The organism is Cellulomonas sp. P5_C6, from assembly GCF_054049635.1.
Genome location: NZ_JBFULZ010000039.1, coordinates 1 through 25,928 on the forward strand (window position 1 = coordinate 1; position 25,928 = coordinate 25,928).

The following is a 25,928-nucleotide window of genomic DNA, read 5'->3' on the forward strand; positions in this document are numbered from 1 at the left end:
GAGGCGGCCGGTGGGGTCAAGGCCGGGGCGTCGTCACCCCGGCCAAACGGTCTACTTGGTGTCCGGGTCCCCGTCCTTGCGGGCGGGCGGCAGCGAGGACAGGTCGTCCGGKACGTCGATCACGTCGTCGTCCGTGGCGTCGAGCACCGCGTCGTCGTGCACGTCGTCCTCGACGTCGTCGACGTCGTCGTCATCCACGTCGTCGTCGATCGCGTCGACCACCGGCTCGATCTTCTTGGCGATCGCGGCGCGGATCCAGCGCGTCTGCGTGCCCGGCGCCGACTCCAGCGTGATCACGTCGTCCTCGACGTCCACCACGGTGCCCAGCAGACCCGACGCCGTCATGACCTCGTCACCGGCCGCGAGGTTGTTGCGGAACTCCGAGGCCGTCCGCTGCTGCTTGCGCGTGCGGTTCGACATGAGCCACAGGGCGCCGAGCGCGACGGCAAGGATGACGAGGAAGGAAGGATCCACGGCTGACAGGCTCCGATCGGGTGGTGTGTCCGCCGCAGTCTAGGCGCAGCGGCTCGCCGCTCCAACGCACAGACCCCGGGAAGGGTTCCGGGATGCGGGAACGGCTCAGCCGAACAGTGTGCCCGATCCGTGGGGCATCTCGAGACCAAGGTGCGCCCAGGCGGCCGGCAGCGCCACCCGACCGCGGGCCGTCCGCCCGATCAGACCCTCGCGCACCAGGAACGGCTCGGCCACGGTCTCGACCGTCTCGGCCTCCTCCGCCACGGCCACCGCCAGGGTGGTCAGGCCGACGGGTCCGCCGCCGAACCGGGTGCACAGCGCGGTCAGCACGGCGCGGTCCAGGCGGTCGAGGCCCCGCTGGTCCACCTCGTACACCTCCAGGGCCGCGCGGGCGGCCGCGAGGCTGAGCGTGCCGTCGCCGCGCACCTCGGCCCAGTCGCGCACGCGCCTGAGCAGGCGGTTCGCGATGCGCGGGGTGCCCCGCGACCGCGACGCGATCTCGGCCGCCGCCTCGTGGTCGAGCGGGACGCCGAGCAGGCCGGCGGACCGCACCAGCACCCGCTCGAGCTCGTCGGCGGAGTAGAAGTCGAGGTGCGCCGTGAAGCCGAACCGGTCCCGCAGCGGCGCGGGGAGCAGCCCCGCGCGGGTGGTGGCGCCGACCACCGTGAACGGCGGCAGCGTCAGGGGGATCGCGCTGGCCCCGGCTCCCTTGCCGACGATCACGTCGACACGGAAGTCCTCCATGGCCATGTAGAGCAGCTCCTCGGCGGGCCGGGCGAGCCGGTGGATCTCGTCCAGGAACAGCACCTCGCCCTCCTCGAGGGAGGACAGGACGGCGGCGAGGTCGCCCGCATGCTGGATGGCCGGTCCACTGGTCACCCGCAGGGGCGCGCCCATCTCGGCAGCGATGATCATGGCGAGCGTCGTCTTGCCCAGTCCCGGAGGGCCCGAGAGCAGCACGTGGTCGGGTGCCCGGCCGCGGCCGCGCGCGGCGTCGAGCACGAGCGAGAGCTGGTCGCGCACCACGCGCTGGCCGACGAACTCGTCCAGCCGCCGCGGGCGCAGCGCGGCCTCCGCGGCCCGCTCGAGGTCGTCAGCACCCGGCTGGACCAGCGACTCGGCGGCGAACCGCTCGGTCACCAGCTCGTCGTACTCGTCAGCCACGTCCGCCGCCCAACGTCCGCAGGGCGGCCCGCAGGACGCCGGCCACCTCGTCGGCCGCGACGGGCCCCTCGGCGCCCTCCAGGACGGTCGACACCGCGTCCCCTGCGGCCCGCGCGTTCMAGCCCAGCCCCACGAGCGCCTCGATGACCTGGTCGCGGCGGTCTCCGCCGAAGACGGCCGCCGCAGGAGCGGACGCGGTCGCCGGGGCACCGATCCGGTCCTTGAGCTCCAGCACGATGCGCTGGGCGCCCTTGAGCCCGATGCCCGGGACGCGCTGGAGCGCCTTGATGTCCTCGTCCAGCACCGCGCGACGCAGCCCGTCCGGGGTGTGCACGGCGAGCATGGCGAGGGCGAGCCGGGGACCGACGCCGCTGACGGTCTGCACGATCTCGAAGACCTCGCGCTCGTCGGTGTCGGCGAACCCGAAGAGCGTCAGCGCGTCCTCCCGGACCAGCAGCGACGTGGCCAGCTGCGCGGTCGACCCGACCCGCAGGCCGGCGAGGGTGGCGGGCGTGGCGTGCACCAGCAGGCCGACTCCCCCGACCTCGACCACCGCCGCGTCGAGCCGGACCGCCTGCACCGTGCCGTGGACCGACGCGATCACCGGTCACCCTCCTTGACTGAGAGAACAAGAGCTGACGGACACTCTGGCACACCCAGGCGAACAGGTGTACGAAGACACGCGGTCAGCCGCGGCGCCGCGCCGCCTGCTCCGCGGTGGCCCATGCACGCTGTGCGGCGGTCAGCGACCCGGGCGCGCGCTGGGGCGCTCCGAGCGCTCCGGCGGGTCGCCACAGGTGGCATACCGCGAGGGCCAGGGCGTCGGCGGCGTCGGCCGKCCGGGGCAGCTCCTCGAGCCGCAGCAGGCGCTGCACCATGGTCTGGACCTGCGCCTTGTCGGCCCGGCCGTTGCCGGTGACGGCGGCCTTGACCTCGCTCGGGGTGTGCAGGGCCACGGGGATCCGACGCCGGGCAGCGGCGACCATGGCGATGCCCGCCACCTGCGCGGTGCCCATGACGGTCCGCAGGTTCTGCTGGGCGAACACCCGCTCGACGGCGACCGCGTCGGGGGCGTGCTCCTCGAGCCACTCCTCGATCTGCCGCTCGATCGACAGCAGCCGCTGGTCGACGTCCCACAGGGCGTCGGACGTCGCCACACCGACGGCGACCATCGCGAGGCGCCGGGACGGGAGGCCGTCGACGACGCCGAGACCGCACCGGGTCAGGCCGGGGTCGACTCCGAGGACGCGCACGCCGTCATGGTCGCAGCCGACCGGGGGTCAGCCGGGGAGGCCACGCCCGGGACGACGAAGGGGCCCGACCGCGGTGCGGCCGGGCCCCTCCGGGACAGGCTCAGTCGTCCTCGAGCTCCGCCATGACCTCGTCGGAGGCGTCGAAGTTCGCGTAGACGTTCTGCACGTCGTCCGAGTCCTCGAGCGCGTCGATGAGGCGCAGGATCTTGCGGGCGCCCTCGGCGTCGACCTCGATCTGCGTGGCCGGCCAGAACACGACGTCCGCCGAGTCGTACTCGATGCCCGCATCCTGCAGCGCGGTGCGGACCGGGACGAGGTCGGTGGCCTCGGACAGGACCTCGAACGCCTCGCCCAGGTCGTTCACCTCTTCGCCGCCCGCGTCGAGGATCGCCTCCATCACGGCGTCCTCATCGGTGCCCTCCTTGGGCACGATGACGACGCCCTTGCGCGAGAACAGGTACGAGACGGAGCCCGGGTCGGCCATCTGGCCGCCGTTGCGCGTGAACGCGACGCGGACGTCCGACGCGGCGCGGTTCCGGTTGTCCGTCAGGCACTCGACGAGGACCGCGATGCCGCCGTGCCCGTAGCCCTCGTACATGATCGTCGTGTAGTCGGCGCCGCCGGCCTCCTGGCCGGAGCCCCGCTTGACCGCACGGTTGATGTTGTCGATGGGCACCGAGTTCTTCTTGGCCTTCTGGACCGCGTCGAAGAGGGTCGGGTTGCCCGCGAGGTCACCGCCGCCGGTCCGCGCGGCGACCTCGATGTTCTTGATCAGCTTGGCGAAGAGCTTGCTCCGCTTGGCGTCGACCACGGCCTTCTTGTGCTTGGTGGTGGCCCACTTGGAGTGACCCGACATCGCTTCAGCTACCCCTTCGTCTCCCGGTCGACCCCGCGCCCGGCTGCAGCGCCGGTGCTCACAGGGTGTCGCGGACGATCTCTACGAACAGTTGGTGCACCCGGGTGTCCCCCGTGACCTCCGGGTGGAACGAGGTCACGAGCAACGGGCCCTGGCGGACGGCCACGATCCTACCGGCGGCGGGACCGGACTCCACCCGCGCCAGCACCGTGGCCGCGGGTCCGACCTCCTCGACCCACGGCGCCCGGATGAACACGGCGTGCACCGGGCCGTCGATGCCGTCGATCGCCAGGTCCGTCTCGAACGACTCGACCTGCCGGCCGAACGCGTTGCGCCGCACGGTGACGTCGACCCCGCCGAGCGTCTGCTGCCCCTCGATCCCGCCGAGCACCCGGTCGGCCAGCAGGATCATCCCGGCGCACGAGCCGTACGCGGGCATCCCGGCGCGCAGCCGGTCCTGGACGGGGCCGAACAGGTCGAACGCGCGCAGCAGCTTGTCGATGGTCGTCGACTCCCCGCCGGGGATGACGAGCGCATCCACCTCGTCCAGCTCGCGGCTGCGTCGCACCGGGACGGCGGTGGCACCCACGGCGGTGAGGGCGCGCACGTGCTCGCGCACGTCTCCCTGCAGGGCGAGGACTCCGACGGTCACGGTCACGACGGGCGATCCTAGTTCGCGATCGGGCACCGCCGCCGCTGCGCCCAGTCCGCGGCCGGCCCGTAGGCTCCCGCCCTGTGACCCACGAACTCGACCAGCGCGCAGCGGCTCTGGACGCCGCTCACGCCCTCACCGACCTGCGGCACCGGTTCCACCTGCCGCCCGGCGTCGTGTACCTCGACGGGAACTCGCTCGGCGCGCTGCCGGTGGGCGTGCCGGACGCGGTCGAGCGTGCGGTGCGCCAGGAGTGGGGCCACGACCTCATCGGGTCCTGGAACACCCACGGCTGGTGGGACGCGCCGGTCCGCGTGGGCGACGCGATCGGCCGGCTCGTCGGCGCGGCGCCCGGGCAGGTCGTGGTCGGCGACTCCACCAGCGTGCGCCTGCACCAGTCGCTGCACGCCGCCGCTGCGCTGCGTCCCGGTCGCTCGGTCGTGCTCACGGAGCCGGGCTCGTTCCCCACGGACCAGTACGTCGTCGCCGGCGTCGCGGACCAGGTCGGGTGGCACGTCGAGCACGTCACGCCGGACGAGGTCCCCGGCCGGCTGGGCCCCGACGTCGCGGTCGTCGTGCTGTCCCACGTGGACTACCGGACCGGCGACCTGCTCGACCTGCCCGGCATCACGGCGGCGGCGCACGACGCCGGCGCGCTCGTCCTCTGGGACCTGTGCCACTCCGCGGGTGCCGTGCCGGTCGGGCTGGACGAGCACGGCGTCGACCTGGCCGTGGGCTGCGGCTACAAGTACCTGAACGGCGGACCCGGCGCCCCGGCGTTCGGGTACGTCGCCGCCCGGCACCAGGACGCGTTCGTCAACGTGCTGCCCGGCTGGCACGGGCACGCGCAGCCGTTCGCGATGGCCGACGAGTACGAGGGCGCGCCCGGGATCAGCCGGGCGCGGATCGGGACCCCGCCGATGCTGTCGCTGCTCGCGCTCGAGGCCGCTCTGCACGCGTTCGACGACGTCGCGATCGAGGACGTCCGCGCCCGGTCCGTGTCCCTGACCCGGTTCCTGCGCGACGCGATCACGACGGTGCTGCCGGACGCCGAGCTCGCCTCGCCCGAGGCCGACGACCGCCGCGGCTCCCAGGTCGCCCTCCGGCACCCCGACGCGTACGGCATCGTCCAGGCGCTGGCCGCCCGCGGCGTCGTCGGCGACTTCCGCATGCCCGACATCGTCCGCCTGGGCGTCGCCGCGCCGTACCTGACCCACGCGGACCTCGTCACCGCCGTGCGGGCGCTGCGGGTCGTGCTCGAGCGCGAGGAGCACCTCGACCCGGAGTGGACGACGCGGAACGCCGTCACCTGACCTACTCGCGCGCGAGGCCCAGGTGCCGTGTCACGCCGTCCCAGGCGGGCAGCAGGCCGCGCACGAGCTCGACCAGCGACTCCGGGAACACCTCGATCTCGACCCGGTCCAGGTCGTCGAGCGCCCACCACCGCAGCTCGTCGATGACGTCGTGCTCGAGCTCGGTCCAGCCGGCGCGGTCGACGGCCTCGAAGGACGCCGCGGGCACGCGCGCCAGGTAGAGGATCTCGTCCTGCCGGCAGTGCTCGAGGAAGAAGTCGAAGATGGCCGAGCGCGTGAACACCGGCCCCACCAGCTGCGCGGCGTCGAGCAGGATGCCCGTCTCCTCGCGCACCTCGCGCAGCGCGGCCGACGCGGCGTCCTCGCCGTCGTCGATCCCGCCGCCGACCGTGAACCACCAGCTGCGCTCCGGCTGGTCGACGTCGTGCCCGCGGATCAGCAGCACGCGGTCGTCCTCGTCGAGCAGGATCACCCGCGCGGCCTCCCGGAACAGCAGGCCGTCGTCGCCGCGCCGCCACTCGGGCCCGAGACCGTGCACCGGGCCTCCCCCGTCGGCGCCGGAGCGGCCGCCGACGGGCGCAGGGACGGCAGAGGCCGCGGACTGCTCGTCCGCGGCCTCCACCACTGCGTCGTCCTGCGTCACCAGCCGCGCTCGGCCAGCCGGTGCGGCTCCGGCACGTCCTCGACGTTGATGCCGACCATGGCCTCACCGAGGCCGCGCGACACCTTGGCGATCACGTCCGGGTCGTCGAAGAACGTGGTCGCCTTGACGATCGCCGCGGCGCGCTCGGCCGGGTTGCCCGACTTGAAGATGCCGGAGCCGACGAACACGCCCTCGGCGCCGAGCTGCATCATCATCGCGGCGTCGGCCGGGGTGGCGATGCCGCCCGCGGTGAACAGCACGACGGGGAGCTTGCCCAGCTGGGCGACCTCCTTGACCAGGTCGTACGGCGCCTGGAGCTCCTTGGCGGCKACGAACAGCTCGTCCTCCGGCAGCGAGGTGAGGCGGCGGATCTGGTCCCGCAGCGTGCGCATGTGCGTGGTCGCGTTGGAGACGTCGCCCGTGCCGGCCTCGCCCTTCGAGCGGATCATCGCCGCGCCCTCGGTGATGCGGCGCAGGGCCTCGCCCAGGTTGGTGGCACCGCAGACGAACGGAACCGTGAAGCCCCACTTGTCGATGTGGTGCGCGTAGTCGGCGGGGGTCAGCACCTCGGACTCGTCGATGTAGTCGACGCCGAGCGACTGGAGCACCTGCGCCTCGACGAAGTGGCCGATGCGGGCCTTCGCCATGACGGGGATGGAGACGGCCTCGATGATGCCGTCGATCAGGTCCGGGTCGCTCATGCGCGCGACGCCGCCCTGGGCCCGGATGTCGGCCGGGACGCGCTCGAGGGCCATCACGGCGACGGCTCCGGCGTCCTCGGCGATCTTCGCCTGGTCCGCGGTGACGACGTCCATGATGACGCCGCCCTTGAGCATCTCGGCCATCCCCCGCTTCACGCGGGCGGTGCCGATGACGCCGGCGTGCGTCGCGGTGGTGGGCTGGCTGTTCTCGCTGGTCACGTCGAGCCTCACAGATCGTGGTGCGGTCGGGGTACGGCCGCCACGTGGGAGGTCAGCGGCCTGATCGGGCAATCGTAGTCCGTCCGGGAGGGCGTCCCGGGCGTGTCTCAGCGGGGCGGCAGGGTCTCCACGGGGCCGCTGCGGGCGCCCGGTCGACCCAGGTTCTCGGGCCACGCGTCGTCGAGCTCGAGGCTCTGCGGCTCGGGCGCGTGACCCGCCAGCCGCAGCAGCCGCACCAGCGGACCGCGGCGGGCTCGTCGGGTCTGCACGACGGCCTCGTTGTGGAACCGCCGGGCCAGCTGGACCCGGTACCAGGACGAGGCCAGGAGGTCCACCAGCTCGTCGCCGGCGGGGTCCGACCGCAGCGCGGCGACCTCGTCGGCGTCGTCCAGCGCCTCCCGCAGGGTGGCCGACAGCTCGCTCTCGATCCGCCCACGGTCGACGGCCAGGAGGGCGGCGCCACCGGGCGGGACGTCGTCGGGACCGACGAGCGCACGCAGGTCTGCGGGCAGCTCGCTGGTCCCGGTGGACAACGCGGCCCACGCGGCCTCGCCGACGAGCACGGAGCTGACCGGGTCGAGCAGGCCGGACGTCGCAAGCTCGGCCGCGACGGTCGCGCGCCGGACCAGCTGCGCGTCGAGCACCGCCCGCGAAGAGTTGACCTTCCGGTGCAGCCGGTCCAGGCGGGACGCCGCGACCCACACCCACCACAGGACGAGCGCGAGGACGATCGTCACGTAGACGGTGATCTCGGACCACCTCATCGGGCGTCACCCCGCCCTCGGCGCAGCTCGAGCAGGCGTGCACCCCGGACCGACGACGGATCCTCGCCGACGGGCGCGTGCCGGTCGGCGACGACCATCTCGTACACCGCCAGCACCTGGTCCGTGACGGTCGACCAGTCGTACTGGCGGACCACCTCGAGGGCGTGCGCGGACACCCTCGCGCGCAGCTCGGGGTCGCGGAGCACCCGCACGAGGGTCTGCGCCAGGTCGGCGCTGTCTCCCGTCCGGAACAGCACGCCGGCGGCTCCGTCGTCGAGCACGCGCGAGAACGCCCCGAGGTCGCTCGCGACGACGGTCGCCCCCGCGCTCATCGCCTCGACCAGCACGATCCCGAAGCTCTCGCCGCCGGTCTGCGGCCCGCAGTAGACGTCGACCGACGCCAGCAGGCTGGCCTTCTCGTCGTCGGTGATCCCGCCGAGGAACTCGACGGCCGCCGCCTGCTCGCCCAGCAGCTCGCGGACCTCGTCCGGACCGGTCTCGCCGCGACCGGCGACCAGGAACCGGGCGCCGGGGATCTCGGCCAGCACGCTCGGCACCGCCTCGAGCAGCACCGGCAGCCCCTTGCGCGCCTCGTCGAGGCGGCCGAGGAACGCGATGGTCGGGCGCTCGGGCGTGCCCGTCCACCGGGCGTCCGGCCGGGCCGCGATGAACGAGTCGACGTAGACCCCGTTGGGGATCACGACCGCGTCGCCCCCCATGTGCTCGACCAGCGTGCGGCGGGCGTCCTCCGACACGGCGATCCGGGCGGAGATCTTCTCCAGCGACTGACGCACCAGCGGGTAGGCCATCTGCAGCGGCCGGGACCGGATCAGCGCGGTGTGGAACGTCGCCACGATGGGTCCGTCGGCGATCCACAGGGCGAGCATGCCGAGGCTCGGCGTGACGGGCTCGTGCAGGTGCAGGACGTCGAACTCCCCCGCGGCGAGCCACTTGCGGACGCGGTTGGCGGTGACCGGCCCGAACGTCATGCGGGCGACCGCCCCGTTGTAGCGCACCGGGATCGCCCGGCCGGCCGACGTCATGTACGGCGGGATCGGGGTGTCGTCGTCGGCGGGGACGAGCACGGACACGTCGTGCCCCCGCGCGATGAGAGCCTCCGCGAGGTCCCGGACGTGGAACTGCACCCCGCCGGGCACGTCGTAGGAGTACGGGCAGACGATGCCGACCCGGAGCGCGCGCTCGGCGGCCTGCGAGCTCATCGCACGCTCTCCTCGGCCGCGACGGTCGCCGCGTACCTCGCCGGGTCGAGGTCCTCGACGAACACCTTCTGCAGCATGTGCCAGTCCTGCGGGCGCTGCCGGACGCCGGCGCCGAACTGGTCCACCCAGGCCTGCGTCATGACGCGCACCTGGTCGGCGCGCGGGACGCCCCCCGGGATCTCGATCGCCTTGTTGAACTGGATGACGATGCCCCAGGGCGAGCCGGCGGCCCGCCGTTGCGCGCCGTGCAGCCGTTCGTAGTAGATGACGGTGGTCACCAGCGGGGCGCCCGTCGAGATCGCGAGGGCCGCCGGCCCGGCGGCGAACCTGGCGCGGTGGCCGAGGAGGTCCACCTCCAGGCCCTTCGCCGTCAGGTCGCGGTCCGCGAGCAGGGGCAGGAGCCCGGCGCCGGCGCGCGCGGCCCGCACGAGGCCGCGGAACACGTCGCCGGCCCCGGTGAGCGGGAAGATCGTCATGCCGATCCCCTCGCGGAACGCGACGAACTCCTGGAAGAGCTCCTCGGGCTCGAGCCGCTCGGCGACGGTGGTGACCGGCGCGACCGCCCGCGTGGCCCAGGCGCCCGCGAGGTCCCAGTTGCCCGTGTGGCCGAGCGCGAGCACCACGGCCTGGTCACGGTCGGTGTGCACCCGCAGGTTCTCGACGCCCACGCCGCGGACCCGGGCGTCGACCTGGTCCTGCGACATCGTCGCCAGCGCGAACGCCTCACCGAAGTACCGCATGTACGAGCGCATCCCGGCGCGGCTCAGCCTGCGCAGGCCCCGGGGGTCGAGCTCGGGCCGGACCCGCGCCAGGTTCTTCTCGAGCTGGCGCACCCCTCCCCCGTGCCGGACCCAGGCGACGTCGGCGGCGGCGGCGCAGAGCGTGCGCAGCACCGGTCCGGGCAGCCGACCGGCCACCCTCCACGCGACCGCGTACGCCCGGGCGACGTCCAGCTTCACTCGGACACCTGCATGGCCTGGCGGTGCACCTTGGTCATGCGCTGCACGATGGTCACGGCCGACGCCAGGGCGAGCAGGGCCAGCACCACGGTGAGCACGACGGTCGGCGCACCGACGCCCACCGCGAACGTGGCGACGAGCACCAGGGCGAGTCGGTCCGCGCGCTCCGCGATGCCCCCGGATGCGGTCATGCCCAGCCCCTCGGCCCGCGCTCGGGCGTACGGCACGATCGAGCCGAGCACGAGGCACGCGAGGGCGAGAACCGCGGACAGCCGGTCGTCCCCGCCGGCGGTGAACCACAGCACCAGGCCGGCGAAGATCGCGCCGTCGCCGAACCGGTCCAGGGTCGAGTCGAGGAAGGCTCCCCACGGCCCGGACCGCCCGGCCTGGCGAGCCATCACGCCGTCGAGCGAGTCGGTGAGCACGAAGACCGCGATGATCAGCGTGCCCAGCAGCAGGTGACCGGTGGGGAACGCCCAGAGCGCGGTGACGACGACGACGAGCGTGCCGCCCATGGTGACGGCGTCCGGCGAGACGCCCGCTCGCAGCAGGGCCCGCGCGATGGGCGTGAAGAAGCGCGTCATGGCACCGCGCAGTCCGTTCAGCACGTGCCGATCATCCCTTCGACGAGGTCGGCCACGCGGCAGACAGCCGCGCCCGCGTGTCGCCCAGGAGCTCGGGCAGCGCGCGGCTGCGGGCCACGATCGGCAGGAAGTTCGAGTCCCCGCCCCACCGCGGCACCACGTGCTGGTGCAGGTGCGCCGCGATGCCGGCGCCGGCCACGTCGCCCTGGTTCATGCCGAGGTTGAAGCCCTGCGGCGCCGACACCTGGCGCACCACCCGCATGGCCGTGCGCGTCAGCTCGGCGACCTCGGCCACCTCGGGCCCGGTCAGCTCCGTGTAGTCGGCGACGTGCCGGTACGGGCAGACCAGCAGGTGCCCCGAGTTGTACGGGTAGAGGTTGAGCACCACGTACGCGACCTCGCCGCGCGCGACGATCAGGCCGTCCTCGTCGGACAGCGTCGGGATGCGGCAGAACGGGCAGCCGTCGCCCGCCTCACGGTCGACCGGCTTGTCCTGCCCCCCGAGGTAGGCCATGCGGTGCGGCGTCCAGAGTCGCTCGAATCCGTCCGGCACCCCGGCGAAGTGATCGGCAGGTTCGCTCACTGCTCAGACCTGCACGCGGTCGCGCACCGCCGAGACGATCCGCTCGATCGCCTCCGCGACGGGCACGCCGTTGTCCTGGCGACCGTCGCGGTAGCGGAACGACACGGCACCGGCCTCGGCGTCCTCACCACCGGCGATGAGCACGAACGGGATCTTCTGCGTGCTGGCGTTGCGGATCTTCTTGCCGAACCGGTCGTCTGACCGGTCCACCTCCGCACGGATCCCCTGCGCCCGCAGCTGCGCGACGACGTCGTCGAGGTACCCCTCGAACGGCTCGGCCACCGGCACCGCCAGCACCTGCACGGGCGCGAGCCACGCGGGGAACGCGCCGCCGTAGTGCTCGGTCAGCACGGCGAAGAACCGCTCGACCGAGCCGAACAGGGCGCGGTGGATCATCACCGGGCGCTGCCGGCTGCCGTCGGACGCCGTGTACTCGAGCTCGAACCGCTCGGGCAGGTTGAAGTCGAGCTGGATGGTGGACATCTGCCAGGTGCGACCCAGCGCGTCCTTGACCTGCACGGAGATCTTCGGGCCGTAGAACGCGGCGCCGCCCGGGTCGGGGACGAGGTCGAGCCCGGACGCCTCGGCGACCTGGCGCAGGGTCTCGGTGGCCTCGTCCCAGACCTCGTCGGAACCCACGAACTTCTCGGGGTTCTTGGTCGAGAGCTCCAGGTAGTAGTCGTCGAGCCCGTAGTCCTTGAGCAGGTCGAGGACGAACTTCAGCGTCGTGGTGAGCTCGTCGGCCATCTGCTCGCGGGTGCAGTAGATGTGCGCGTCGTCCTGGGTGAAGCCGCGGGCGCGGGTCATGCCGTGCACGACGCCCGACTTCTCGTACCGGTAGACGGTCCCGAACTCGAACAGCCGCAGCGGCAGCTCCCGGTAGGAGCGACCGCGCGCCGCGAAGATCAGGTTGTGCATCGGGCAGTTCATCGGCTTGAGGTAGTACTGCTGCCCCGCCTTGCGCACGTGCCCCTCGGCGTCGCGCTCCTCGTCGAGGGTCATCGGGGGGTACATCCCCTCCGAGTACCAGTCGAGGTGCCCCGAGATCTCGTACAGCTTGCTCTTGGTGATGTGCGGGGTGTTGACGAACTCGTACCCGCCCTGGACGTGCCGCAGCCGGCTGTAGTGCTCCATCTCCATGCGGATGACGCCGCCCTTGGGGTGGAACACGGCCAGGCCGGAGCCGATCTCGTCCGGGAAGGAGAAGAGGTCGAGCTCGGTCCCGAGCCGCCGGTGGTCGCGACGCTCGGCCTCGGCGATCCGCTCGAGGTAGGCGCGCAGCTCGTCCTTGGTGGGCCACGCGGTGCCGTAGACGCGCTGCAGCTGCGGGTTCTTCTCGGACCCGCGCCAGTAGGCGGCGGCCGAGCGGGTCAGCTGGAAGCCGTTGCCCAGCAGGCGGGTGCTCGGGATGTGCGGCCCGCGGCAGAGGTCCTGCCAGACGACCTGCTCGCTCTCGCGGCCCGCACCGCGCACGTTCTGGTAGATGCTCAGCCCGCCGAGGCCGACCTCCACGGACGCGCCGTCGGCCGCGGTCGGGTCGCCCTTGAGGCCGATGAGCTCGAGCTTGTACGGCTCGTCGCGCATCTCCTTGCGGGCCTCGTCCTCGGTGACGTCCCACCGGCGGAAGGTCTGGCCCTCCTTGACGATCCGGCCCATGACCTTCTCGATCGCCTTGAGGTCCTCCGGGGTGAACGGGGTGTCCACGTCGAAGTCGTAGTAGAACCCGTCGGTGATCGGCGGGCCGATGCCCAGCCTCGCGGACGGGTTGACCTCCTGCACCGCCTGCGCCAGCACGTGCGCCGCAGAGTGCCGCAGCACGGCCAGGCCGTCGGGCTCCTCGATGGTCACGGCCTCGACGACCGCGCCGTCGGGCACCGGCAGGTGCAGGTCGCGCAGCTCGCCGTCCACGCGGGCGACGACGACGTCGCGCCGGGAGGAGTACAGGTCCGTACCCGTCGTCCCCGGCTCCACCGTGGTCGCGATCCCGTCGACGGTGAGGGTGATGAGCTCGGGCACCGGTACAGCCTCCTTCGTGGCCGCTCGCCCTGGCGGCGAGCCCCTCGATGCTACCGGCGGGCTCGCCGCCCACCGGACCTCATATACACGTCAGGAGGGGCCGGCCCGCTGGGCCGACCCCTCCTGGTCGAGTGGGCGATACCGGACTCGAACCGATGACCTCCTCGGTGTGAACGAGGCGCTCTACCAACTGAGCCAATCGCCCGTCTTCCGCGGTTTCGCCACTCGCGACACGCCGGGTGCCACTAATGCCTGTCGCCCGCGGGTGACTTCGAGGAGGATGCTACCCGGCCGGGCACGAGTTTCCGAAACGGGCTCCTGCAGGTCATCGCATCGAAGTCAAGGGCGGCGCCGTCACCAGGATGGGTGCTGTCACCTCTCGTCCCCGTTCGGGGGCGCGTCCCTCCGGGTGAACTCCCGGTTCCTACCGGGCCAATCGGGCACCTGGCCTGCCATGATGAGACCTCCAGCCCTTGCGAACAGGAGGACCCGATGACGAGCTCGACTTACGACGTCGTCGAGGTCGTCGCCATGCAGCTCATCGGTTCCGACGCCAGCGTCATCCCGGTGAGCGCCGAGTTCTCCTTCCGGACCACCGATCCCTACACGGTGCGCGCGGTCTTCACCGGCCCGCACACCATGTCGACATGGCTCATCGGCCGCGAGCTCCTCTCCCTGGGGATGCACGCGACGGCCGACGCCCCCGCCGGGACCGGCGACGTGCAGGTGTGGCGTGACGAAGACCCCGACTACACGCTCGTGTCGCTCAGTGGAGTCGAGGGCAGCGCGCTCCTCGCCGCCCCCACCGAGCCCATCGAGAGGTTCCTCGCCGGGACCGAGGCCCTCGTGCCTCTGGGAACCGAGAGCGACCGCATGGAAGGCGAGATCACGGCGCTCATCGCCGCTCTCCTGACCGCCTGACATCCACTTACCGCGACCGGTTCCGCCTGAGGCGGGGCCGGTCGTCGCATGTCCGGACCCGTCAGGGGTCCAGGTCGTCGGCGAGCCTGGCCTGGAACAGGCGCTGCGCCTCCAGCGAGATGGGACCGGCGGCGACGGGCGAGCCGTCGAGGCTGACCACCGGCGAGACGTTGCGGATCGAGCCGCTCATCATCAGGTGCGTGGTGCCGTCCCCGACCCGGTCGAGGACGTCGTAGCGCAGCTCCCCCGGCGCGCCCTCGCGCACGGGCAGGCCGGCCTCGGCCGCCCACTCGAGCAGCAGCTCACGCGTGATGCCGGCCAGGCACCCGCTCGACAGCGGCGGCGTCACCAGCTCACCGCCGAGCTCGACGAACACGTTGGACGCCGTCCCCTCGCACAGGTCCCCGACGGTGTTGGCGAGCACGGCCTCGTCGGCACCCAGCCGGTAGGCCTCGGACACGGCGACGACGTTCTCGGCGTACGACGTGGTCTTCAGCCCGGCCACCGACGAGCGCTCGTTCCGGACCCACGGCACGCGGATCACCCGCGAGACCTCCGACCGCGCGCCTGGTCCCGCGAGCACCAGGACGCTCTGGCGCTGCTCCTCGGGCGCGAACCGGTGCGACCCCAGCGGACCAGGGCCGCCGGTCAGCGTGATCCGCAGCCGTCCCGTGTCCGGGCCTGCGGCGGCGAGCACGGCGGCGACCCCGGCCCGGACCGCGTCCTCGTCGGGCTCGGCCAGGCCGATGCCCAGCGCCGAGCGCGTCAGCCGGCGCAGGTGCCGGGTGAGGGCGAACGCCGTCCCGTCGTAGACGGCGCACGTCTCGAAGACCCCGTCGCCGACGGTCAGCCCGTGGTCGATCCCCGACAGGAGCAGGTCCTCGGGACCGTGCAGACGACCGTTCGACCAGATCACGACACCCATCGGGTCAGTCTGTCACCGGGTGCGACGCCAGCCCCACGAGACGCGCGGCCTTGAGCTCGGTCTCCGCCCACTCCGCCTGCGGGTCGCTCCCCCACGTGATCCCGGCGCCCGTGCCGAAGAGCAGCACGTCGTCGGCCCACCAGAAGGTCCGGATGCCGACGGCCAGCTCCGCGCGCACGGACCCGTCGTCGCCGACCTCGATCCACCCGACGGCACCGCAGTAGGGGCCGCGCGGGACCGCCTCGAGCGCCGCGATGATGTCGAGAGCCGACGACTTGGGCGCGCCCGACACCGACCCCGGCGGGTAGGTCGCGTCGAGCAGCCGGGCCCACAGGTCCGGCGCGCGCGCCACGTCGTCGTCGAGACGCCCCTGCACCGTGCTCACCAGGTGAACGAGGCCGGGGTGATGTTCCTCACCCAGCAGCGTCGTGACCTCGACCGTGCCGGGCGCGCAGACCTTCTGCAGGTCGTTGCGGACCAGGTCGGTGATCATCACGTTCTCGGCGCGGTCCTTGTCGGTCAGCCCGTCCGCTGTCGCGGCCGTCCCCTTGATCGGGCCGGACGACACCACGCCGTCCTCGACCCGCAGGAACAGCTCCGGCGACGCGGTGACCACCCACACCTCGCCGGGCACGTGCACACCGCCCGAGAAGGGCGCGGGATTGCCGGCGTCGAGGACGGCGCCGAGCGCGCGGGCATCGGGCTCTCCCCCGGCCGTGGGCAGCGGCGCGCTCAGCACCCGGCAGAGATTTGCCTGGTAGACGTCACCTTCCTGGATGTGATCGCGCACCCGGCGCACGGCCGCGACGTACCCGGCACGGTCCAGCGACGACGACCACGCGTCGGCTCCGGGCCCGGACCAGGGCGTCGCCGTCGCCGGCCGGGTCGACGTCGTGCGCCCGAACCGCCAGGCGCGCACGCGACCCTCGAAGTCCCCGACGACCGCCCACCACCCCGGCTGCATGAGCCGCTCGGGCCGGGCGCGCACGTCCACGACCTCGACGACGCCGGTCGCCTCGACACCCGCGAACCACGCGACGCCGCGGGAACTCACGATGGGCTCGGGCACCCGCACACGCTACCGATCGGCGCTCGGACACCCGTCGATCCGCACGATCACCCGCCTGCCCGGAGCCAGTTGGACTCTCGCGGAGATCGTCAGTTAGAGTTCGGGACGCACACGGAACACCGGTGAAAACCGGGGGGACGTGCTGTGCGGACGTGGCTCAGTGGTAGAGCATCACCTTGCCAAGGTGAGGGTCGCGGGTTCGAATCCCGTCGTCCGCTCGGAGGCAGACACTCCACATCGGCTGCATGCAGCCGCTGAGGACTGCGGTCTCAGGGTGGAGTGGCCGAGAGGCGAGGCAGCGGCCTGCAAAGCCGTATACGTGGGTTCGAATCCCATCTCCACCTCAAGCAGTACCCGGCTTCACACCGGGCGATTGGCGCAGCGGTAGCGCGCTTCCCTGACACGGAAGAGGTCACTGGTTCGATCCCAGTATCGCCCACCAGCATTGCCGCAGGTCAGGCCACCTTTCCGGGTGGCCTTTCTTGTGCCCTGCCACGAACGTGGCGCCAACCACTGTCGTCGTGCCGCCGCGGTCCGAGACGGGGTCGCCACTCGTGGACGAGCGATATCCCCCACGACGACGAGCGCACGGTGCGACGATCAGCCCATGGCCGATCCTCAGCGCAACGCCAAGACGACCGCGCTGCCGCTATGGACCCCGTCGCTCCCGGCGCTCTGGGTACTCACCGGAGTTGCAGTAGCCGTCGTCATCGGCGCGATCCTCATGCGGACGGTGGGGGTGTGGCTCACCGCCACGTCGTTCGTCATCACGACCACGACGATCTGGATCCGCCGACGCGGTGCGACTCGCGAGTCCTGACAGCTCGACGGCGCGCTGCCACGTGCCAGCCGCCTCGACGACGTGACCGAGCGCGGCGTCGGCAGCGGATCGAGCAGCGCCGCGCCAGGCCGTGTCGACTGACCAGCGGCGCGGGGCACGCTTGAATGAGCCATGGCCCCCGACAGCTCACCCGCCGTCGAGCTCGAGGTCGGGTCGCGCACCGTGCGGCTCTCGAACCCCGAGCGCGTCTACTTCCCCGCCAGCGGCGCGACCAAGCTCGACCTCGCGCAGTACTACCTCGCCGTGGGCGATGGCATCGTGCGCGCGCTGCGGGAGCGCCCGTGCATGCTCCACCGCTACCCCACGGGCGTCGCGGGCGAGAAGGTGCACCAGAAGCGCCTGCCGCGCGGGGCGCCCCCGTGGATGGAGACCGTGGAGCTCTACTTCCCGCGCTACGGCCGCACGGCCGACGAGCTGTGTGTGACCGAGCTGGCCCACGTGATCTGGGCGGTCCAGATGTCGACCGTCGAGTTCCACCCGTGGAACAGCCGCCGGGCCGACACCGAGCGCCCCGACGAGTGGCGCATCGACCTGGACCCGATGCCGGACTGCCCCTTCGACCGCGTGCGGCGGGTGGCCCACGTCGCACGAGAGGTCCTGGACGAGCTGGGCGCGGTCGGCTGGCCGAAGACCTCCGGCGGCTCCGGGCTGCACGTGTACGTGCGGATCGAGCCCGAGCACGGGTTCGCGGACGTCCGCCGAGCGGCCCTGGCATTCGCGCGCGAGGTGGAGCGTCGAGCGCCCGACGACGTCACCACCACGTGGTGGCGCCGCGACCGTGATCCGTCGCTGGTGTTCGTCGACTACAACCAGAACGCGCGCGACCACACCATCGCCTCGGCCTACTCGGTGCGCGGGACCCCCGACGCCACCGTGTCGACGCCGCTGCGCTGGGACGAGATCGACGACGTCGACCCGCACGACTGCACCCTGCGCACGGTCCCGGACCGCTTCGCCGAGCTCGGCGACCTGCACGCCGGCATCGACGACGCGGTGTTCGACCTGGCGCCGCTGCTGCAGTGGGCCGAGCGCGACGAGCGGGACGGGGCATCGGCGCCCCCGGACGACGAGGCCGGCGAGCCGACCTAGGACCGAGGTCCGCCGGCACGTCCGACGAGCCCGGCGCCGTCAGCCCGCGTCGGGCACGTCGGCGGGCCCGGCCTGCTCGACCCGGTAGGCGCGCACCGCGCTGTGCACGGTGGGATAGAAGTGGTCGGGCCCGAACCGGCTGCCCACCCCGAAGCGCACCAGTCGGTCCTTCACCGGGCCCTTCATCTCCGCGAACACCAGGTCGACGCCGAGCGCCGCGAGGTAGTCGTCCAGCTCGACGAGCTCGTCGAGCGCGGTCGTGTCGAGGCCGGTGATCGGCTCCGCGGCGATGATCACGCGGTGCACGGGGGCCGGGGCAGCCGCGACGAGCCCCCGCACCCAGGTGTCGAAGACGTCGCCGTTGGCGAAGAACAGGGGGGCGTCGAACCGCGCGATCACGAGCCCCGGGATGCGCTCGCCCTCGGGGTGGCGGCTCAGGTCGTGGAACCCCGGCACGCCCTCGACGCTCACCAGCTCGGCGCGGTACGGCTCCCATGCTCGGCGGACGAACACGGCGAGCGACAGGGCGACGGCGACGAGGATGCCCTGCAGCACGCCGACGAAGGCCACGCCGAGGAACGCGGCGACCAGCAGCGCCGCGTCGCTGCGGCTCATCCGCACCAGGCGGACGAACGTGCGGACGTCGACGAACGAGGACGCGGCCGAGATGACGACCGCGGCCAGCGTGGCCGACGGCAGGTACGCGGACAGGCCGGGCGCGACCAGCATGAACACGACGATCAGCAGCGCAGCGACGACACCGGTCAGCTGCGTGCGGGCGCCCGCCTGGACCGCGACCGGCGTGCGCGACGCGCTGCCCGAGACGGGGAAGCCGCCCAGCAGCCCGGTCGCGAGGTTGCTCGCCCCGAGCGCACCCATCTCCTGGCTGCCGTCGACGGTCTCCCCCCGGCTGCCGCCGAGCGCGCGCGACAGCACGGTCGTGTCGGCGAACGTGATGAGCGCGATGCCGGCCGCGGGACCGACCAGCGCGAGCGCGTCCCCGGGTTCGAGGCCCGACAGGGCCGGCGAGGGCAGGCCGGTCGGCAGGGCGCCGACGACGGGGATCTGGTCGGCGAGCCCGAGCACGGCGGTCAGGACGGTCGCTCCGACGACCGCCAGCACGATGCCCTGGGCGGTGGCACCGAGCAGGCGCGCACCGACGATGACCGCGAGGGAGCCGACGCCGATCGCCGCCGCCGCGCCGTTGACCTGGCCGTCGGCGACCGCCGTGATCGTCTGACCGAGGTGCTCCCAGACCGAGCCGGAGGGAACCGAGATGCCGAGCAGCTTGGGCAGCTGACCGGCGATGACGACCAGCGCGATCCCGTTCATGTACCCGACACGGATCGGCATCGAGAGCAGCCCGGTCAGGAACCCGAGCCGCAGCACGCGGCCGCCGATGAGCATGAGGCCCATCAGGACGGCCAGCATGCCGGCCAGCGCGACGGTCCGGTCGGTGTCGCCGAGCGCGAGCGGCAGGACCGCGGCGCCGATCATCGGCGCCAGCGACGAGTCCGGCCCGAGCACGAGCACCCGCGACGGCCCCACGAGCGCGTAGACGAGCAGCGGGACGATGGTCGCGTACAGGCCCGTGACGGGCGGAAGCCCGGCGGCGGCGGCGTACGCCATGCCCGCGGGGATGGCGACCGCGACGAGCGAGGTCCCCGCGATCAGGTCGGACCGGAGCCATGCCCGCTCATAGCGCCGGGCGACACCGACGCCGGGGAGCAGCCCTGCGACCCGCCCGCGGTCCATCACTCGAGCCTAGGACCCGGCCCCCGACAGCCGGCCAGGGCGCACGTACCCGACACCACTGCCGGCGGGGTCGTGGGCCGCCGCTGCGTCGGGATCGGCCGGCCCACGGACGTGGGCACCTGCCGGCCGGTCGAGGCGCAGCCGCAGTCCTTCTGCGCGGTGCGGGACGACGGCCACCGGGCAGGACGAGTGGTGCAGCGTCGCCTGGCTCACGGAACCGAGGAGCAGACCGGCGAAGCCTCCGCGGCCCCGAGAACCCACGACGACGAGTCGAGCACGCGTGCTCTCGTCGATCAGTGCCTTGCGGGCGTCGCCGTGCAGCACGAGCTTCTCGACGGGCACCGTCGCGTAGGCGCGTCGTCGGGCCTCGAGGTGTCGGAAGACGTTCTGCACGTCGACCCCGTCGTCACCTGGTCCACCGCTGTGCTCGGGAGCCGCGTGGACCGCCCGGAGCGTCGCCCCGTGGGCAGCGGCGCAGACGAGCGCGAGGTCGATGGCCGTCGTGCAGGCGTCGCTGCCGTCGACCCCCACCACGACGGGACCCGACGGCTCGGGGCGCCCGCGCACGACGAGGACGGGGCACCGGCCGTAGGTGACGAGCTCGACGGCGACGGAGCCGAGCACCAGGCCCGAGAACCCGCCGAGCCCGCGGTCACCGACCACGAGCAGGGCGGCGTCGATGCTCGCCCGCAGGAGCACCGGTTCGGGTGCGCCGCTGACGACGTGTCCGTCGACCGTGACGTCGGGTGCCACGCTGCGGGCGCGGTCGACGCCCTGCTCCACGATGCGCTCCGCATCCCGTCGGAGCCCGCCGACGGGGACGGTGTCGGGGGCGGGGACGACGGGGGCCCGCAGCCCGGGCCAGACGAAGGCGTGGACCACGTCGAGCCGACGGCCCAGCTGTTGCGCCATGGAGGCAGCAGTGTCGACCGCGCGGAGGGCCGCATCCGAGCCGTCGACCCCCACCACCACGGCCTCGACGGCCGCATCAGCCGCGCGCATGACACGTCCCGGCATCCGGCGACGCGACGGTCAGGACGGGTTCGACGAGCCCGTCCGCCTCCGGCCTCCGCTTCCGCAACCGCGCGACCGGGGCGCCGATGACGGCATCCGGACCAGGGAAGAACAGGCCCGTGCGCCCCGAGTCCGACCACCTCACGAGGTACGGCGGCGCGCCCTCGCGACCGCGCACCTCCAGGACCTCGGCGTCCCGGACGGGTTCGCCGAGGTGGCCGCCTGTCACGACGAGCCGGTCACCGACGCTGGCCTTCATGTCGTCCTCCGCCCGGTCGCTCGTCCCACCCGTGCCTCGCCTCGAGCCGACCGTGTCACCCGGGGGGCCACCGCTCCAGGCTGCGCGGCCGGGCGTCGAGCCCACCAGGGCCGGAGGTCCCGCGGCTCCTCCCGCCCGCGCCGGACACCAYGGCACGGGACCAAAGCCTCTACACGCTCCGGGCGCCCTTGGGACCGTGCACCTGAGGGCAGCGCGGGAGGTCGAGGGGAACGTGCGCGGACACGTGCCGCGGCCCGCAGCACGATCACGAGCGCTCGCACGCCCGGTACCGTGGGTGGAGAGACGCACCTCGGCCGCGGTGGTGCTCCAGGGAACGGGGATGGCGTGGCGAGCCCCCTGATGGCGACGAAGCTGCACGTCCCGAAGCCGCGAGGTGGTCTGGTCGCACGCCCACGGCTGCTGGAGCGGATCCGCCGCGGAGCCGACTCGAGACTGGTGCTGGTGTCCGCGCCGGCGGGTTTCGGCAAGTCGACGCTCCTCGCCGAGTGGCTTGCAGGCGCCCCCGGCGACGGGCGCTCGGTCGCCTGGCTCTCGCTCGATGCCGCGGACAACGACGCGGCGACCTTCTGGCGGTACGTCGGCGCGGCACTCCACGGGGCGATCGGCGGCCCGTGCCCGGCTGCGGTGGAGCAGTCGACGGACCTGATGCTCACGACGCTCGTCAACGAGCTCGATGCAGCACCCGGCGACGTGTGGCTGGTCCTGGACGACTACCACCTCGTGGACGACCCGGAGGTGGGCCGGGGCATGACCGTGGTGCTCACGCACCTCCCGCCGCACGTCCACGTGGTGCTGAGCACCCGTGCCGACCCCGACCTCCCGCTCGCTCGCTGGCGGGTGCGCGGGGAGCTGGTCGAGATCCGGGCCGCCGACCTGCGGTTCACGGTCGACGAGGCCGCCGAGTACCTCACCGGGGTCACCGGACTGCAGCTCACCGCCGGGGACGTCGAGGCGCTGGAGGAACGCACCGAGGGGTGGATCGCCGCGCTGCAGCTGGCCGCGTTGTCGCTCCAGGGGCGCGACGACGTCGGCGGGTTCATCGCCAGGTTCACCGGGACCGACCGGTACCTCGTCGACTACCTCGTGGAGGAGGTGCTCGCGCAGCAACCCGAGGCGGTGCGCGAGTTCCTGCTGCGCTCGGCTGTCCTCGACCGGCTCACCGGGCCGCTCTGCGACGCCGTCGTCGGGGGTGACGACGGACGCGACCTGCTCACGAGGCTCGAGCGGGCCAACCTGTTCCTCGTCCCCCTGGACGACCAGCGAGAGTGGTTCCGCTACCACCACCTCTTCGCCGACGTCCTCCGTGCGCACCTGCACGCCGAGCGGCCGGACCTGGTCCCTCGCCTGCACCAGAGGGCCAGTCAGTGGTACGAGGAACACGGCTTCGCCGACGACGCGGTCCGGCACGCCCTGGCTGCGGGCGACGTCGACCGGGCCGCCTTCCTCATGGAGCTCGCCGTGCCGGCCATCCGTCGCGACCGGCGCGAGGCGACGCTGCTCACCTGGCTCGAGGAGCTGCCCGATGACGTCGTCCGGAGCAGCCCGGTCCTCAACGTCTTCTTCGGCTACATGCTCATGGCGTCGGGCGACCTCGACGCGTTCGAGCCGCGACTGGACGACGCGGAACGCCTGCTGGGCGCCGCCCCGGCCGGGCCGGATCCGCGGTGGGCGCAGACCGAGGAGCTCCGCACGTTGCCGGCGACGATCGCCATCTACCGCGCGTCCCTCGCGCAGGCGCGAGGCGACCTGGCGGGTACGGCGGAGCACGCCCGGCGCGCTCTGGTGCTGGCCGGTCCCGACGACCACCTCGCGCGAGGCGGCGCCGCGGGGTTCCTGGCCCTCGTCGCCTGGGCGCGGGGCGACGTCTCGAGCGCGCTGGAGACGTTCACGCAGGCGGTGGCGAGCCTGCACGCGAGCGACAACCTGGTCGACGAGCTGACCAGYACCGTCGTGCTGGCGGACATGTGGCTCGCGGCGGGCAGGCCCAGCGCGGCTCGCCGGCTCTACGTGCGCGCGCGGCAGGTCGGCGAGGCGAGCGGCGGCCGGGCGCTGCGGGCGATGCCCGACCTGCACGTCGGCCTCAGCGAGCTGGACTACGAGAGCGGTGACCTCGCGGCCGCACGGGAGCACCTCGAGAGCGCGGAGGCCTTCGGCGAGGCAGCGGCGATGACCGAGCGCCGGTACCGGTGGTTCGTGGCGATGTCGCGGATCAGCGGCGCCGAGGGCGACCAGGAGGCGGCGATCAGCCTCCTCGAGACGGCGGAGCAGCTCTACCTGCCCGGGTTCTTCCCGGACCTGCGACCCGTCGCGGCGATCCGGGCCCGCGCCTGGATCGCTCAGGGGCGACTGTCGGAGGCCGGCGACTGGGCATCCGAACGCGGCGTGGCCGCCACGGACGAGGTCGCGTACCTGCGCGAGTTCGACCACCTGACCCTCGTGCGGCTGCTCGTCGCGAGCCACCGGGAGCACCCGGACGCCGACGCGCTCGGCGAGGCGCTCGGCCTGCTGGCCCGGCTGCACGAGKCGGCCGCCGCCTCGGGACGGGCCGGGAGCCTCGTCGAGATCCGGATGCTGGCCGCGCTGGCGCACGAGGCGCTGGGTGATCGGGGGCGGGCGCTGGAGGCCCTCGGGCAGTCCTGGGCCGACGCTCCCGAGCCCACGGCCTATGTCCGACTCTTCCTGGACGAGGGCGAGCCGATGCGTCGGCTGCTGCACGCCGCCGAGCTCCAGGGCTCCGCCGGCGAGCACCCGCGTCGCCTCCTCGGCCTCGGCACCGCGCCGGACKACGGGACGCYGCTCGGCCCGTCGTCCGCGGAGCAGCTGAGCGAGCGGGAGCTCCAGGTGCTGCGGCTGCTCGACAGCGAGCTGACCGGTCCGCAGATCGCCCGCGAGCTGTTCGTCACGGTCAACACCCTGCGCAGCCACACCAAGCGCATCTTCACCAAGCTCGGGGTCACCACGCGTCGGGCGGCGGTCAGCCGCGCGCGGGAACGCGGCCTGACGTAGCCGGTCGGGCAGTCGATCTCACATCGTCGTTCACATGATGTGGTGATGCCCGGCCACCACGTCCGTCCCTAGCGTTCGAGTCACCCCGCGGCGCACCGCCCCGGACCTCGAACAGGAGCCGGACATGACCATCACCACGACCACCCTCACCCKCGCCGCCGGTGCTGCCGCCGTCGTCGGGGGCCTGCTGTACATCGGCGTGCAGATCAACCACCCGCACCTGGACCTCGACTTCATCTCCACGACCGAGTGGAAGCTGCGCCAGTCCATGAAGATCGCGTTCGCCACCCTGTCGCTCGCCGGCATCACCGGCATGTACCTGCGCCAGGTGAGGCGCACCGGGCTGCTCGGCCTGATCGGGTACGTCGTGCTCGCTCTCGGCTTCGTCTTCATGGTGAGCATCGAGGTCACGGGTGCGGTCGTCCTGCCCGCCATCGCTCACTCCTCACCCGGCTACGTCTCCGACATCCTCGCCGTGGCGGTTCCCGGCGGGCATGCCACCGGCGACATCGGCCTGATGGGGCTCCTCATCAACCTCGACGGCGTGCTCTACCTGGCCGGCGGCCTCCTGTTCGGCATCGCCCTGTTCCGCGCCCGCGTCCTCGCCCGGTGGGCCGCCGCGCTCCTCGCCCTCGGCGCCGTCTCCACCCTCGCCATCCCCCTGCTCCCCCAGGTCAACTTCCGGCTGTTCGCCATCCCTACCGGGGTCGCGCTGGTCGGCCTGGGCTACTCCCTGTGGCGCGACCAGCGCACCGCGGCTGCTGTCCCCCTGCCGGACGCGATGAGCCCGCGGCTCGACACGGCCGGCGCCAAGTGACCGATCACGCGGCATGCCGCCCCACCCGGTCGACATCGTCGACGGGGTGGGGCTCTGCGCTGCCGACGGCCGTGGTCGCGTGACGCGCCGATTCGGTCCCGGGACCGCGGCCGTGTACGCGCTGCGGGTAGCCGGACACCTCGACGACCGCTGGTCGCAGCGGTTCGAGRACCTCACCCTGACCCGCGAGCCGGACGGCACGACGAGCCTCATCGGCACCGTGGCCGACCAGGCGGCGCTGCACGGGCTGCTCGCCGGGGTCCGCGACCTCGGTCTCACCCTGATCTCGGTGACGATCGTCGAGCTCCCCGGAGCCACCGGCCCGAGGCCCGACGCCCACTCCGGTCAGGTGAGGCGGAGGCCCGCCATGCCGCCGTCGACCGCGAGGATCGTCCCCGTCGTCGACGACGAGAGCGGCGACGCCAGATAGGCGCAGGCGTGCGCGACCTCGGCCGCGGACACCAGGCGCCCCATGGGCTGACGCGCCCGGAGCGCGGCCGCCGCGGCCTCGGCGTCGGGGGCGGCCGCGAGGAGTCGCCCGACCCACGGCGTGTCCGCGGTGCCCGGCGTGACGGCGTTGACGCGGATCCCCTCGCGCACGTGGTCCGTGGCCATCGCCAGGGTCACCGCCGCCACCGCACCCTTGCTCGCCGCGTAGAGGGCCCGGTTGGGCACGCCGACGCTGGCGACGACGCTGCACACGTTCACGATCGCCGCGTGCTCCGACGTGCGCAGGTGCGGGAGGGCCGCACGGCTCACGCGGGCGAGGCCGACGACGTTGACGTCCAGGACCCTGTGCCACTCCTCGTC

General features: G+C 73.1%; 27 protein-coding genes and 4 tRNA genes. 10 read left to right on the top strand and 21 right to left on the bottom strand.

Going from position 1 to position 25,928, the window contains the following annotated elements; genetic code table 11:
• Nucleotides 1-51 precede the first annotated feature (51 nt).
• The 6 genes from yajC to pdxT all read right to left on the bottom strand — a co-directional run bounded on the left by yajC (nucleotide 52) and on the right by pdxT (nucleotide 4,405).
• On the bottom strand, nucleotides 52-474 hold the full coding sequence (gene yajC / locus ACXJKG_RS06705; RefSeq protein WP_456844979.1) for a preprotein translocase subunit YajC: 423 nt from the start codon (nucleotides 472-474) through the stop codon (nucleotides 52-54).
• A 105-nt stretch (nucleotides 475-579) separates the two neighbouring features.
• Entirely contained in the window at nucleotides 580-1,638 is a 1,059-nt protein-coding gene (ruvB, locus tag ACXJKG_RS06710; RefSeq protein ID WP_456844980.1) for a Holliday junction branch migration DNA helicase RuvB, read from the bottom strand.
• Nucleotides 1,631-2,242 carry a Holliday junction branch migration protein RuvA gene (ruvA, locus tag ACXJKG_RS06715; RefSeq protein ID WP_456844981.1) on the bottom strand — a complete coding sequence of 204 codons (612 nt, stop codon included), beginning with the start codon at nucleotides 2,240-2,242 and terminating at the stop codon, nucleotides 1,631-1,633. The genes ruvB and ruvA overlap by 8 nt, the downstream gene beginning before the upstream one ends.
• A gap of 82 nt (nucleotides 2,243-2,324) precedes the next feature.
• The gene (gene ruvC, locus ACXJKG_RS06720; RefSeq protein ID WP_456844982.1) at nucleotides 2,325-2,891 is read right to left on the bottom strand and encodes a crossover junction endodeoxyribonuclease RuvC; all 567 of its coding nucleotides are present in this window, start codon (nucleotides 2,889-2,891) and stop codon (nucleotides 2,325-2,327) included.
• A gap of 100 nt (nucleotides 2,892-2,991) precedes the next feature.
• Nucleotides 2,992-3,747, bottom strand: a complete 756-nt coding sequence (locus ACXJKG_RS06725) for a YebC/PmpR family DNA-binding transcriptional regulator (RefSeq protein ID WP_456844983.1) — start codon at nucleotides 3,745-3,747, stop codon at nucleotides 2,992-2,994.
• A 58-nt stretch (nucleotides 3,748-3,805) separates the two neighbouring features.
• Nucleotides 3,806-4,405, bottom strand: a complete 600-nt coding sequence (pdxT, locus tag ACXJKG_RS06730) for a pyridoxal 5'-phosphate synthase glutaminase subunit PdxT (RefSeq protein WP_456844984.1) — start codon at nucleotides 4,403-4,405, stop codon at nucleotides 3,806-3,808.
• A 77-nt stretch (nucleotides 4,406-4,482) separates the two neighbouring features.
• Here pdxT and kynU point away from each other — a divergent pair, with 77 nt between their 5' ends.
• A complete protein-coding gene (gene kynU, locus ACXJKG_RS06735) occupies nucleotides 4,483-5,712 on the top strand; it encodes a kynureninase (protein WP_456844985.1) in 1,230 nt (409 codons plus the stop codon).
• A gap of 1 nt (nucleotide 5,713) precedes the next feature.
• On the opposite strand, the gene ACXJKG_RS06740 is transcribed toward kynU, so the two are convergent.
• From ACXJKG_RS06740 to ACXJKG_RS06780, 9 genes are all read right to left on the bottom strand, one after another.
• Nucleotides 5,714-6,355, bottom strand: a complete 642-nt coding sequence (locus ACXJKG_RS06740) for an NUDIX hydrolase (RefSeq protein ID WP_456844986.1) — start codon at nucleotides 6,353-6,355, stop codon at nucleotides 5,714-5,716.
• The gene (pdxS, locus tag ACXJKG_RS06745; protein WP_370503673.1) at nucleotides 6,352-7,275 is read right to left on the bottom strand and encodes a pyridoxal 5'-phosphate synthase lyase subunit PdxS; all 924 of its coding nucleotides are present in this window, start codon (nucleotides 7,273-7,275) and stop codon (nucleotides 6,352-6,354) included. The genes ACXJKG_RS06740 and pdxS overlap by 4 nt, the downstream gene beginning before the upstream one ends.
• Before the next feature lie 107 nt (nucleotides 7,276-7,382).
• Nucleotides 7,383-8,039, bottom strand: a complete 657-nt coding sequence (locus ACXJKG_RS06750; RefSeq protein WP_456844987.1) for a hypothetical protein — start codon at nucleotides 8,037-8,039, stop codon at nucleotides 7,383-7,385.
• Nucleotides 8,036-9,259: a glycosyltransferase family 4 protein gene (locus ACXJKG_RS06755; protein ID WP_456844988.1), complete on the bottom strand. Its 1,224-nt coding sequence runs from the start codon at nucleotides 9,257-9,259 to the stop codon at nucleotides 8,036-8,038. The genes ACXJKG_RS06750 and ACXJKG_RS06755 overlap by 4 nt, the downstream gene beginning before the upstream one ends.
• Nucleotides 9,256-10,218 (bottom strand): phosphatidylinositol mannoside acyltransferase, encoded by a 963-nt coding sequence (locus ACXJKG_RS06760; protein WP_456844989.1) that lies wholly within the window; start codon nucleotides 10,216-10,218, stop codon nucleotides 9,256-9,258. The genes ACXJKG_RS06755 and ACXJKG_RS06760 overlap by 4 nt, the downstream gene beginning before the upstream one ends.
• Entirely contained in the window at nucleotides 10,215-10,826 is a 612-nt protein-coding gene (gene pgsA, locus ACXJKG_RS06765; RefSeq protein WP_456844990.1) for a phosphatidylinositol phosphate synthase, read from the bottom strand. The genes ACXJKG_RS06760 and pgsA overlap by 4 nt, the downstream gene beginning before the upstream one ends.
• Before the next feature lie 7 nt (nucleotides 10,827-10,833).
• Nucleotides 10,834-11,385: an HIT family protein gene (locus tag ACXJKG_RS06770; RefSeq protein WP_456844991.1), complete on the bottom strand. Its 552-nt coding sequence runs from the start codon at nucleotides 11,383-11,385 to the stop codon at nucleotides 10,834-10,836.
• A 3-nt stretch (nucleotides 11,386-11,388) separates the two neighbouring features.
• Nucleotides 11,389-13,401, bottom strand: coding sequence for a threonine--tRNA ligase (thrS, locus tag ACXJKG_RS06775; protein ID WP_456844992.1), 2,013 nt, complete (start codon nucleotides 13,399-13,401; stop codon nucleotides 11,389-11,391).
• A 132-nt stretch (nucleotides 13,402-13,533) separates the two neighbouring features.
• Nucleotides 13,534-13,606: transfer RNA gene (locus tag ACXJKG_RS06780), tRNA-Val, on the bottom strand.
• Nucleotides 13,607-13,893: 287 nt separating this feature from the next.
• On the opposite strand from ACXJKG_RS06780, the gene ACXJKG_RS06785 reads away from it, so the two are divergent.
• Entirely contained in the window at nucleotides 13,894-14,322 is a 429-nt protein-coding gene (locus ACXJKG_RS06785; protein ID WP_456844993.1) for an SsgA family sporulation/cell division regulator, read from the top strand.
• A 61-nt stretch (nucleotides 14,323-14,383) separates the two neighbouring features.
• Here ACXJKG_RS06785 and ACXJKG_RS06790 read toward each other — a convergent pair whose 3' ends face one another.
• Nucleotides 14,384-15,247, bottom strand: coding sequence for an aminotransferase class IV (locus tag ACXJKG_RS06790; RefSeq protein WP_456844994.1), 864 nt, complete (start codon nucleotides 15,245-15,247; stop codon nucleotides 14,384-14,386).
• 4 nt (nucleotides 15,248-15,251) lie between these two features.
• Entirely contained in the window at nucleotides 15,252-16,316 is a 1,065-nt protein-coding gene (locus tag ACXJKG_RS06795; RefSeq protein ID WP_456844995.1) for a chorismate-binding protein, read from the bottom strand.
• A gap of 146 nt (nucleotides 16,317-16,462) precedes the next feature.
• Here ACXJKG_RS06795 and ACXJKG_RS06800 point away from each other — a divergent pair.
• The 5 genes from ACXJKG_RS06800 to ligD all read left to right on the top strand — a co-directional run bounded on the left by ACXJKG_RS06800 (nucleotide 16,463) and on the right by ligD (nucleotide 18,246).
• A tRNA-Gly gene (locus ACXJKG_RS06800) sits at nucleotides 16,463-16,534 on the top strand.
• Nucleotides 16,535-16,589: 55 nt separating this feature from the next.
• Nucleotides 16,590-16,660, top strand: a tRNA-Cys gene (locus tag ACXJKG_RS06805).
• A 23-nt stretch (nucleotides 16,661-16,683) separates the two neighbouring features.
• Nucleotides 16,684-16,758: transfer RNA gene (locus ACXJKG_RS06810), tRNA-Val, on the top strand.
• Nucleotides 16,759-16,923: 165 nt separating this feature from the next.
• Nucleotides 16,924-17,136, top strand: coding sequence for a hypothetical protein (locus tag ACXJKG_RS06815; protein WP_456844996.1), 213 nt, complete (start codon nucleotides 16,924-16,926; stop codon nucleotides 17,134-17,136).
• 132 nt (nucleotides 17,137-17,268) lie between these two features.
• Complete coding sequence (ligD, locus tag ACXJKG_RS06820) at nucleotides 17,269-18,246, top strand: non-homologous end-joining DNA ligase (protein ID WP_456844997.1); 978 nt, start codon at nucleotides 17,269-17,271, stop codon at nucleotides 18,244-18,246.
• Between the two features lie 39 nt (nucleotides 18,247-18,285).
• On the opposite strand, the gene ACXJKG_RS06825 is transcribed toward ligD, so the two are convergent.
• Genes ACXJKG_RS06825 through ACXJKG_RS06835 form a run of 3 tightly spaced genes read right to left on the bottom strand, consistent with a single transcriptional unit; the run spans nucleotide 18,286 to nucleotide 21,274 of the window.
• Nucleotides 18,286-20,001 carry a SulP family inorganic anion transporter gene (locus ACXJKG_RS06825; protein ID WP_456844998.1) on the bottom strand — a complete coding sequence of 572 codons (1,716 nt, stop codon included), beginning with the start codon at nucleotides 19,999-20,001 and terminating at the stop codon, nucleotides 18,286-18,288.
• A gap of 9 nt (nucleotides 20,002-20,010) precedes the next feature.
• The gene (locus ACXJKG_RS06830; protein ID WP_456844999.1) at nucleotides 20,011-21,003 is read right to left on the bottom strand and encodes a universal stress protein; all 993 of its coding nucleotides are present in this window, start codon (nucleotides 21,001-21,003) and stop codon (nucleotides 20,011-20,013) included.
• Nucleotides 20,990-21,274 (bottom strand): DUF1918 domain-containing protein, encoded by a 285-nt coding sequence (locus ACXJKG_RS06835; RefSeq protein ID WP_456845000.1) that lies wholly within the window; start codon nucleotides 21,272-21,274, stop codon nucleotides 20,990-20,992. Before ACXJKG_RS06835 ends, ACXJKG_RS06830 begins: the two co-directional genes overlap by 14 nt.
• Nucleotides 21,275-21,619: 345 nt before the next feature.
• On the opposite strand from ACXJKG_RS06835, the gene ACXJKG_RS06840 reads away from it, so the two are divergent.
• The 3 genes from ACXJKG_RS06840 (at nucleotide 21,620) to ACXJKG_RS06850 (ending at nucleotide 25,548) form a co-directional block, all read left to right on the top strand.
• Nucleotides 21,620-24,301, top strand: a complete 2,682-nt coding sequence (locus tag ACXJKG_RS06840; RefSeq protein WP_456845001.1) for a LuxR C-terminal-related transcriptional regulator — start codon at nucleotides 21,620-21,622, stop codon at nucleotides 24,299-24,301.
• A gap of 124 nt (nucleotides 24,302-24,425) precedes the next feature.
• Nucleotides 24,426-25,118 (top strand): hypothetical protein, encoded by a 693-nt coding sequence (locus tag ACXJKG_RS06845; RefSeq protein ID WP_456845002.1) that lies wholly within the window; start codon nucleotides 24,426-24,428, stop codon nucleotides 25,116-25,118.
• A gap of 79 nt (nucleotides 25,119-25,197) precedes the next feature.
• Nucleotides 25,198-25,548 (top strand): hypothetical protein, encoded by a 351-nt coding sequence (locus ACXJKG_RS06850; RefSeq protein ID WP_456845003.1) that lies wholly within the window; start codon nucleotides 25,198-25,200, stop codon nucleotides 25,546-25,548.
• Here ACXJKG_RS06850 and ACXJKG_RS06855 read toward each other — a convergent pair.
• The coding region (locus ACXJKG_RS06855) for an SDR family NAD(P)-dependent oxidoreductase (RefSeq protein WP_456845004.1) at nucleotides 25,464-25,928 on the bottom strand (465 nt) is incomplete at its 5' end. The two genes, ACXJKG_RS06850 and ACXJKG_RS06855, sit on opposite strands and share 85 nt — an antisense overlap.

Coding starts and splice junctions, on each gene's coding strand:
- ACXJKG_RS06835 (WP_456845000.1), bottom strand. CDS start 21,274: ATGAAGGCCAGCGTCGGTGACCGGCTCGTCGTGACAGGCGGCCACCTC.
- ACXJKG_RS06750 (WP_456844987.1), bottom strand. CDS start 8,039: ATGAGGTGGTCCGAGATCACCGTCTACGTGACGATCGTCCTCGCGCTC.
- ACXJKG_RS06815 (WP_456844996.1), top strand. CDS start 16,924: ATGGCCGATCCTCAGCGCAACGCCAAGACGACCGCGCTGCCGCTATGG.
- ACXJKG_RS06785 (WP_456844993.1), top strand. CDS start 13,894: ATGACGAGCTCGACTTACGACGTCGTCGAGGTCGTCGCCATGCAGCTC.
- ACXJKG_RS06790 (WP_456844994.1), bottom strand. CDS start 15,247: ATGGGTGTCGTGATCTGGTCGAACGGTCGTCTGCACGGTCCCGAGGAC.
- ACXJKG_RS06825 (WP_456844998.1), bottom strand. CDS start 20,001: ATGGACCGCGGGCGGGTCGCAGGGCTGCTCCCCGGCGTCGGTGTCGCC.
- ACXJKG_RS06755 (WP_456844988.1), bottom strand. CDS start 9,259: ATGAGCTCGCAGGCCGCCGAGCGCGCGCTCCGGGTCGGCATCGTCTGC.
- ACXJKG_RS06725 (WP_456844983.1), bottom strand. CDS start 3,747: ATGTCGGGTCACTCCAAGTGGGCCACCACCAAGCACAAGAAGGCCGTG.
- ACXJKG_RS06830 (WP_456844999.1), bottom strand. CDS start 21,003: ATGCGCGCGGCTGATGCGGCCGTCGAGGCCGTGGTGGTGGGGGTCGAC.
- ligD (WP_456844997.1), top strand. CDS start 17,269: ATGGCCCCCGACAGCTCACCCGCCGTCGAGCTCGAGGTCGGGTCGCGC.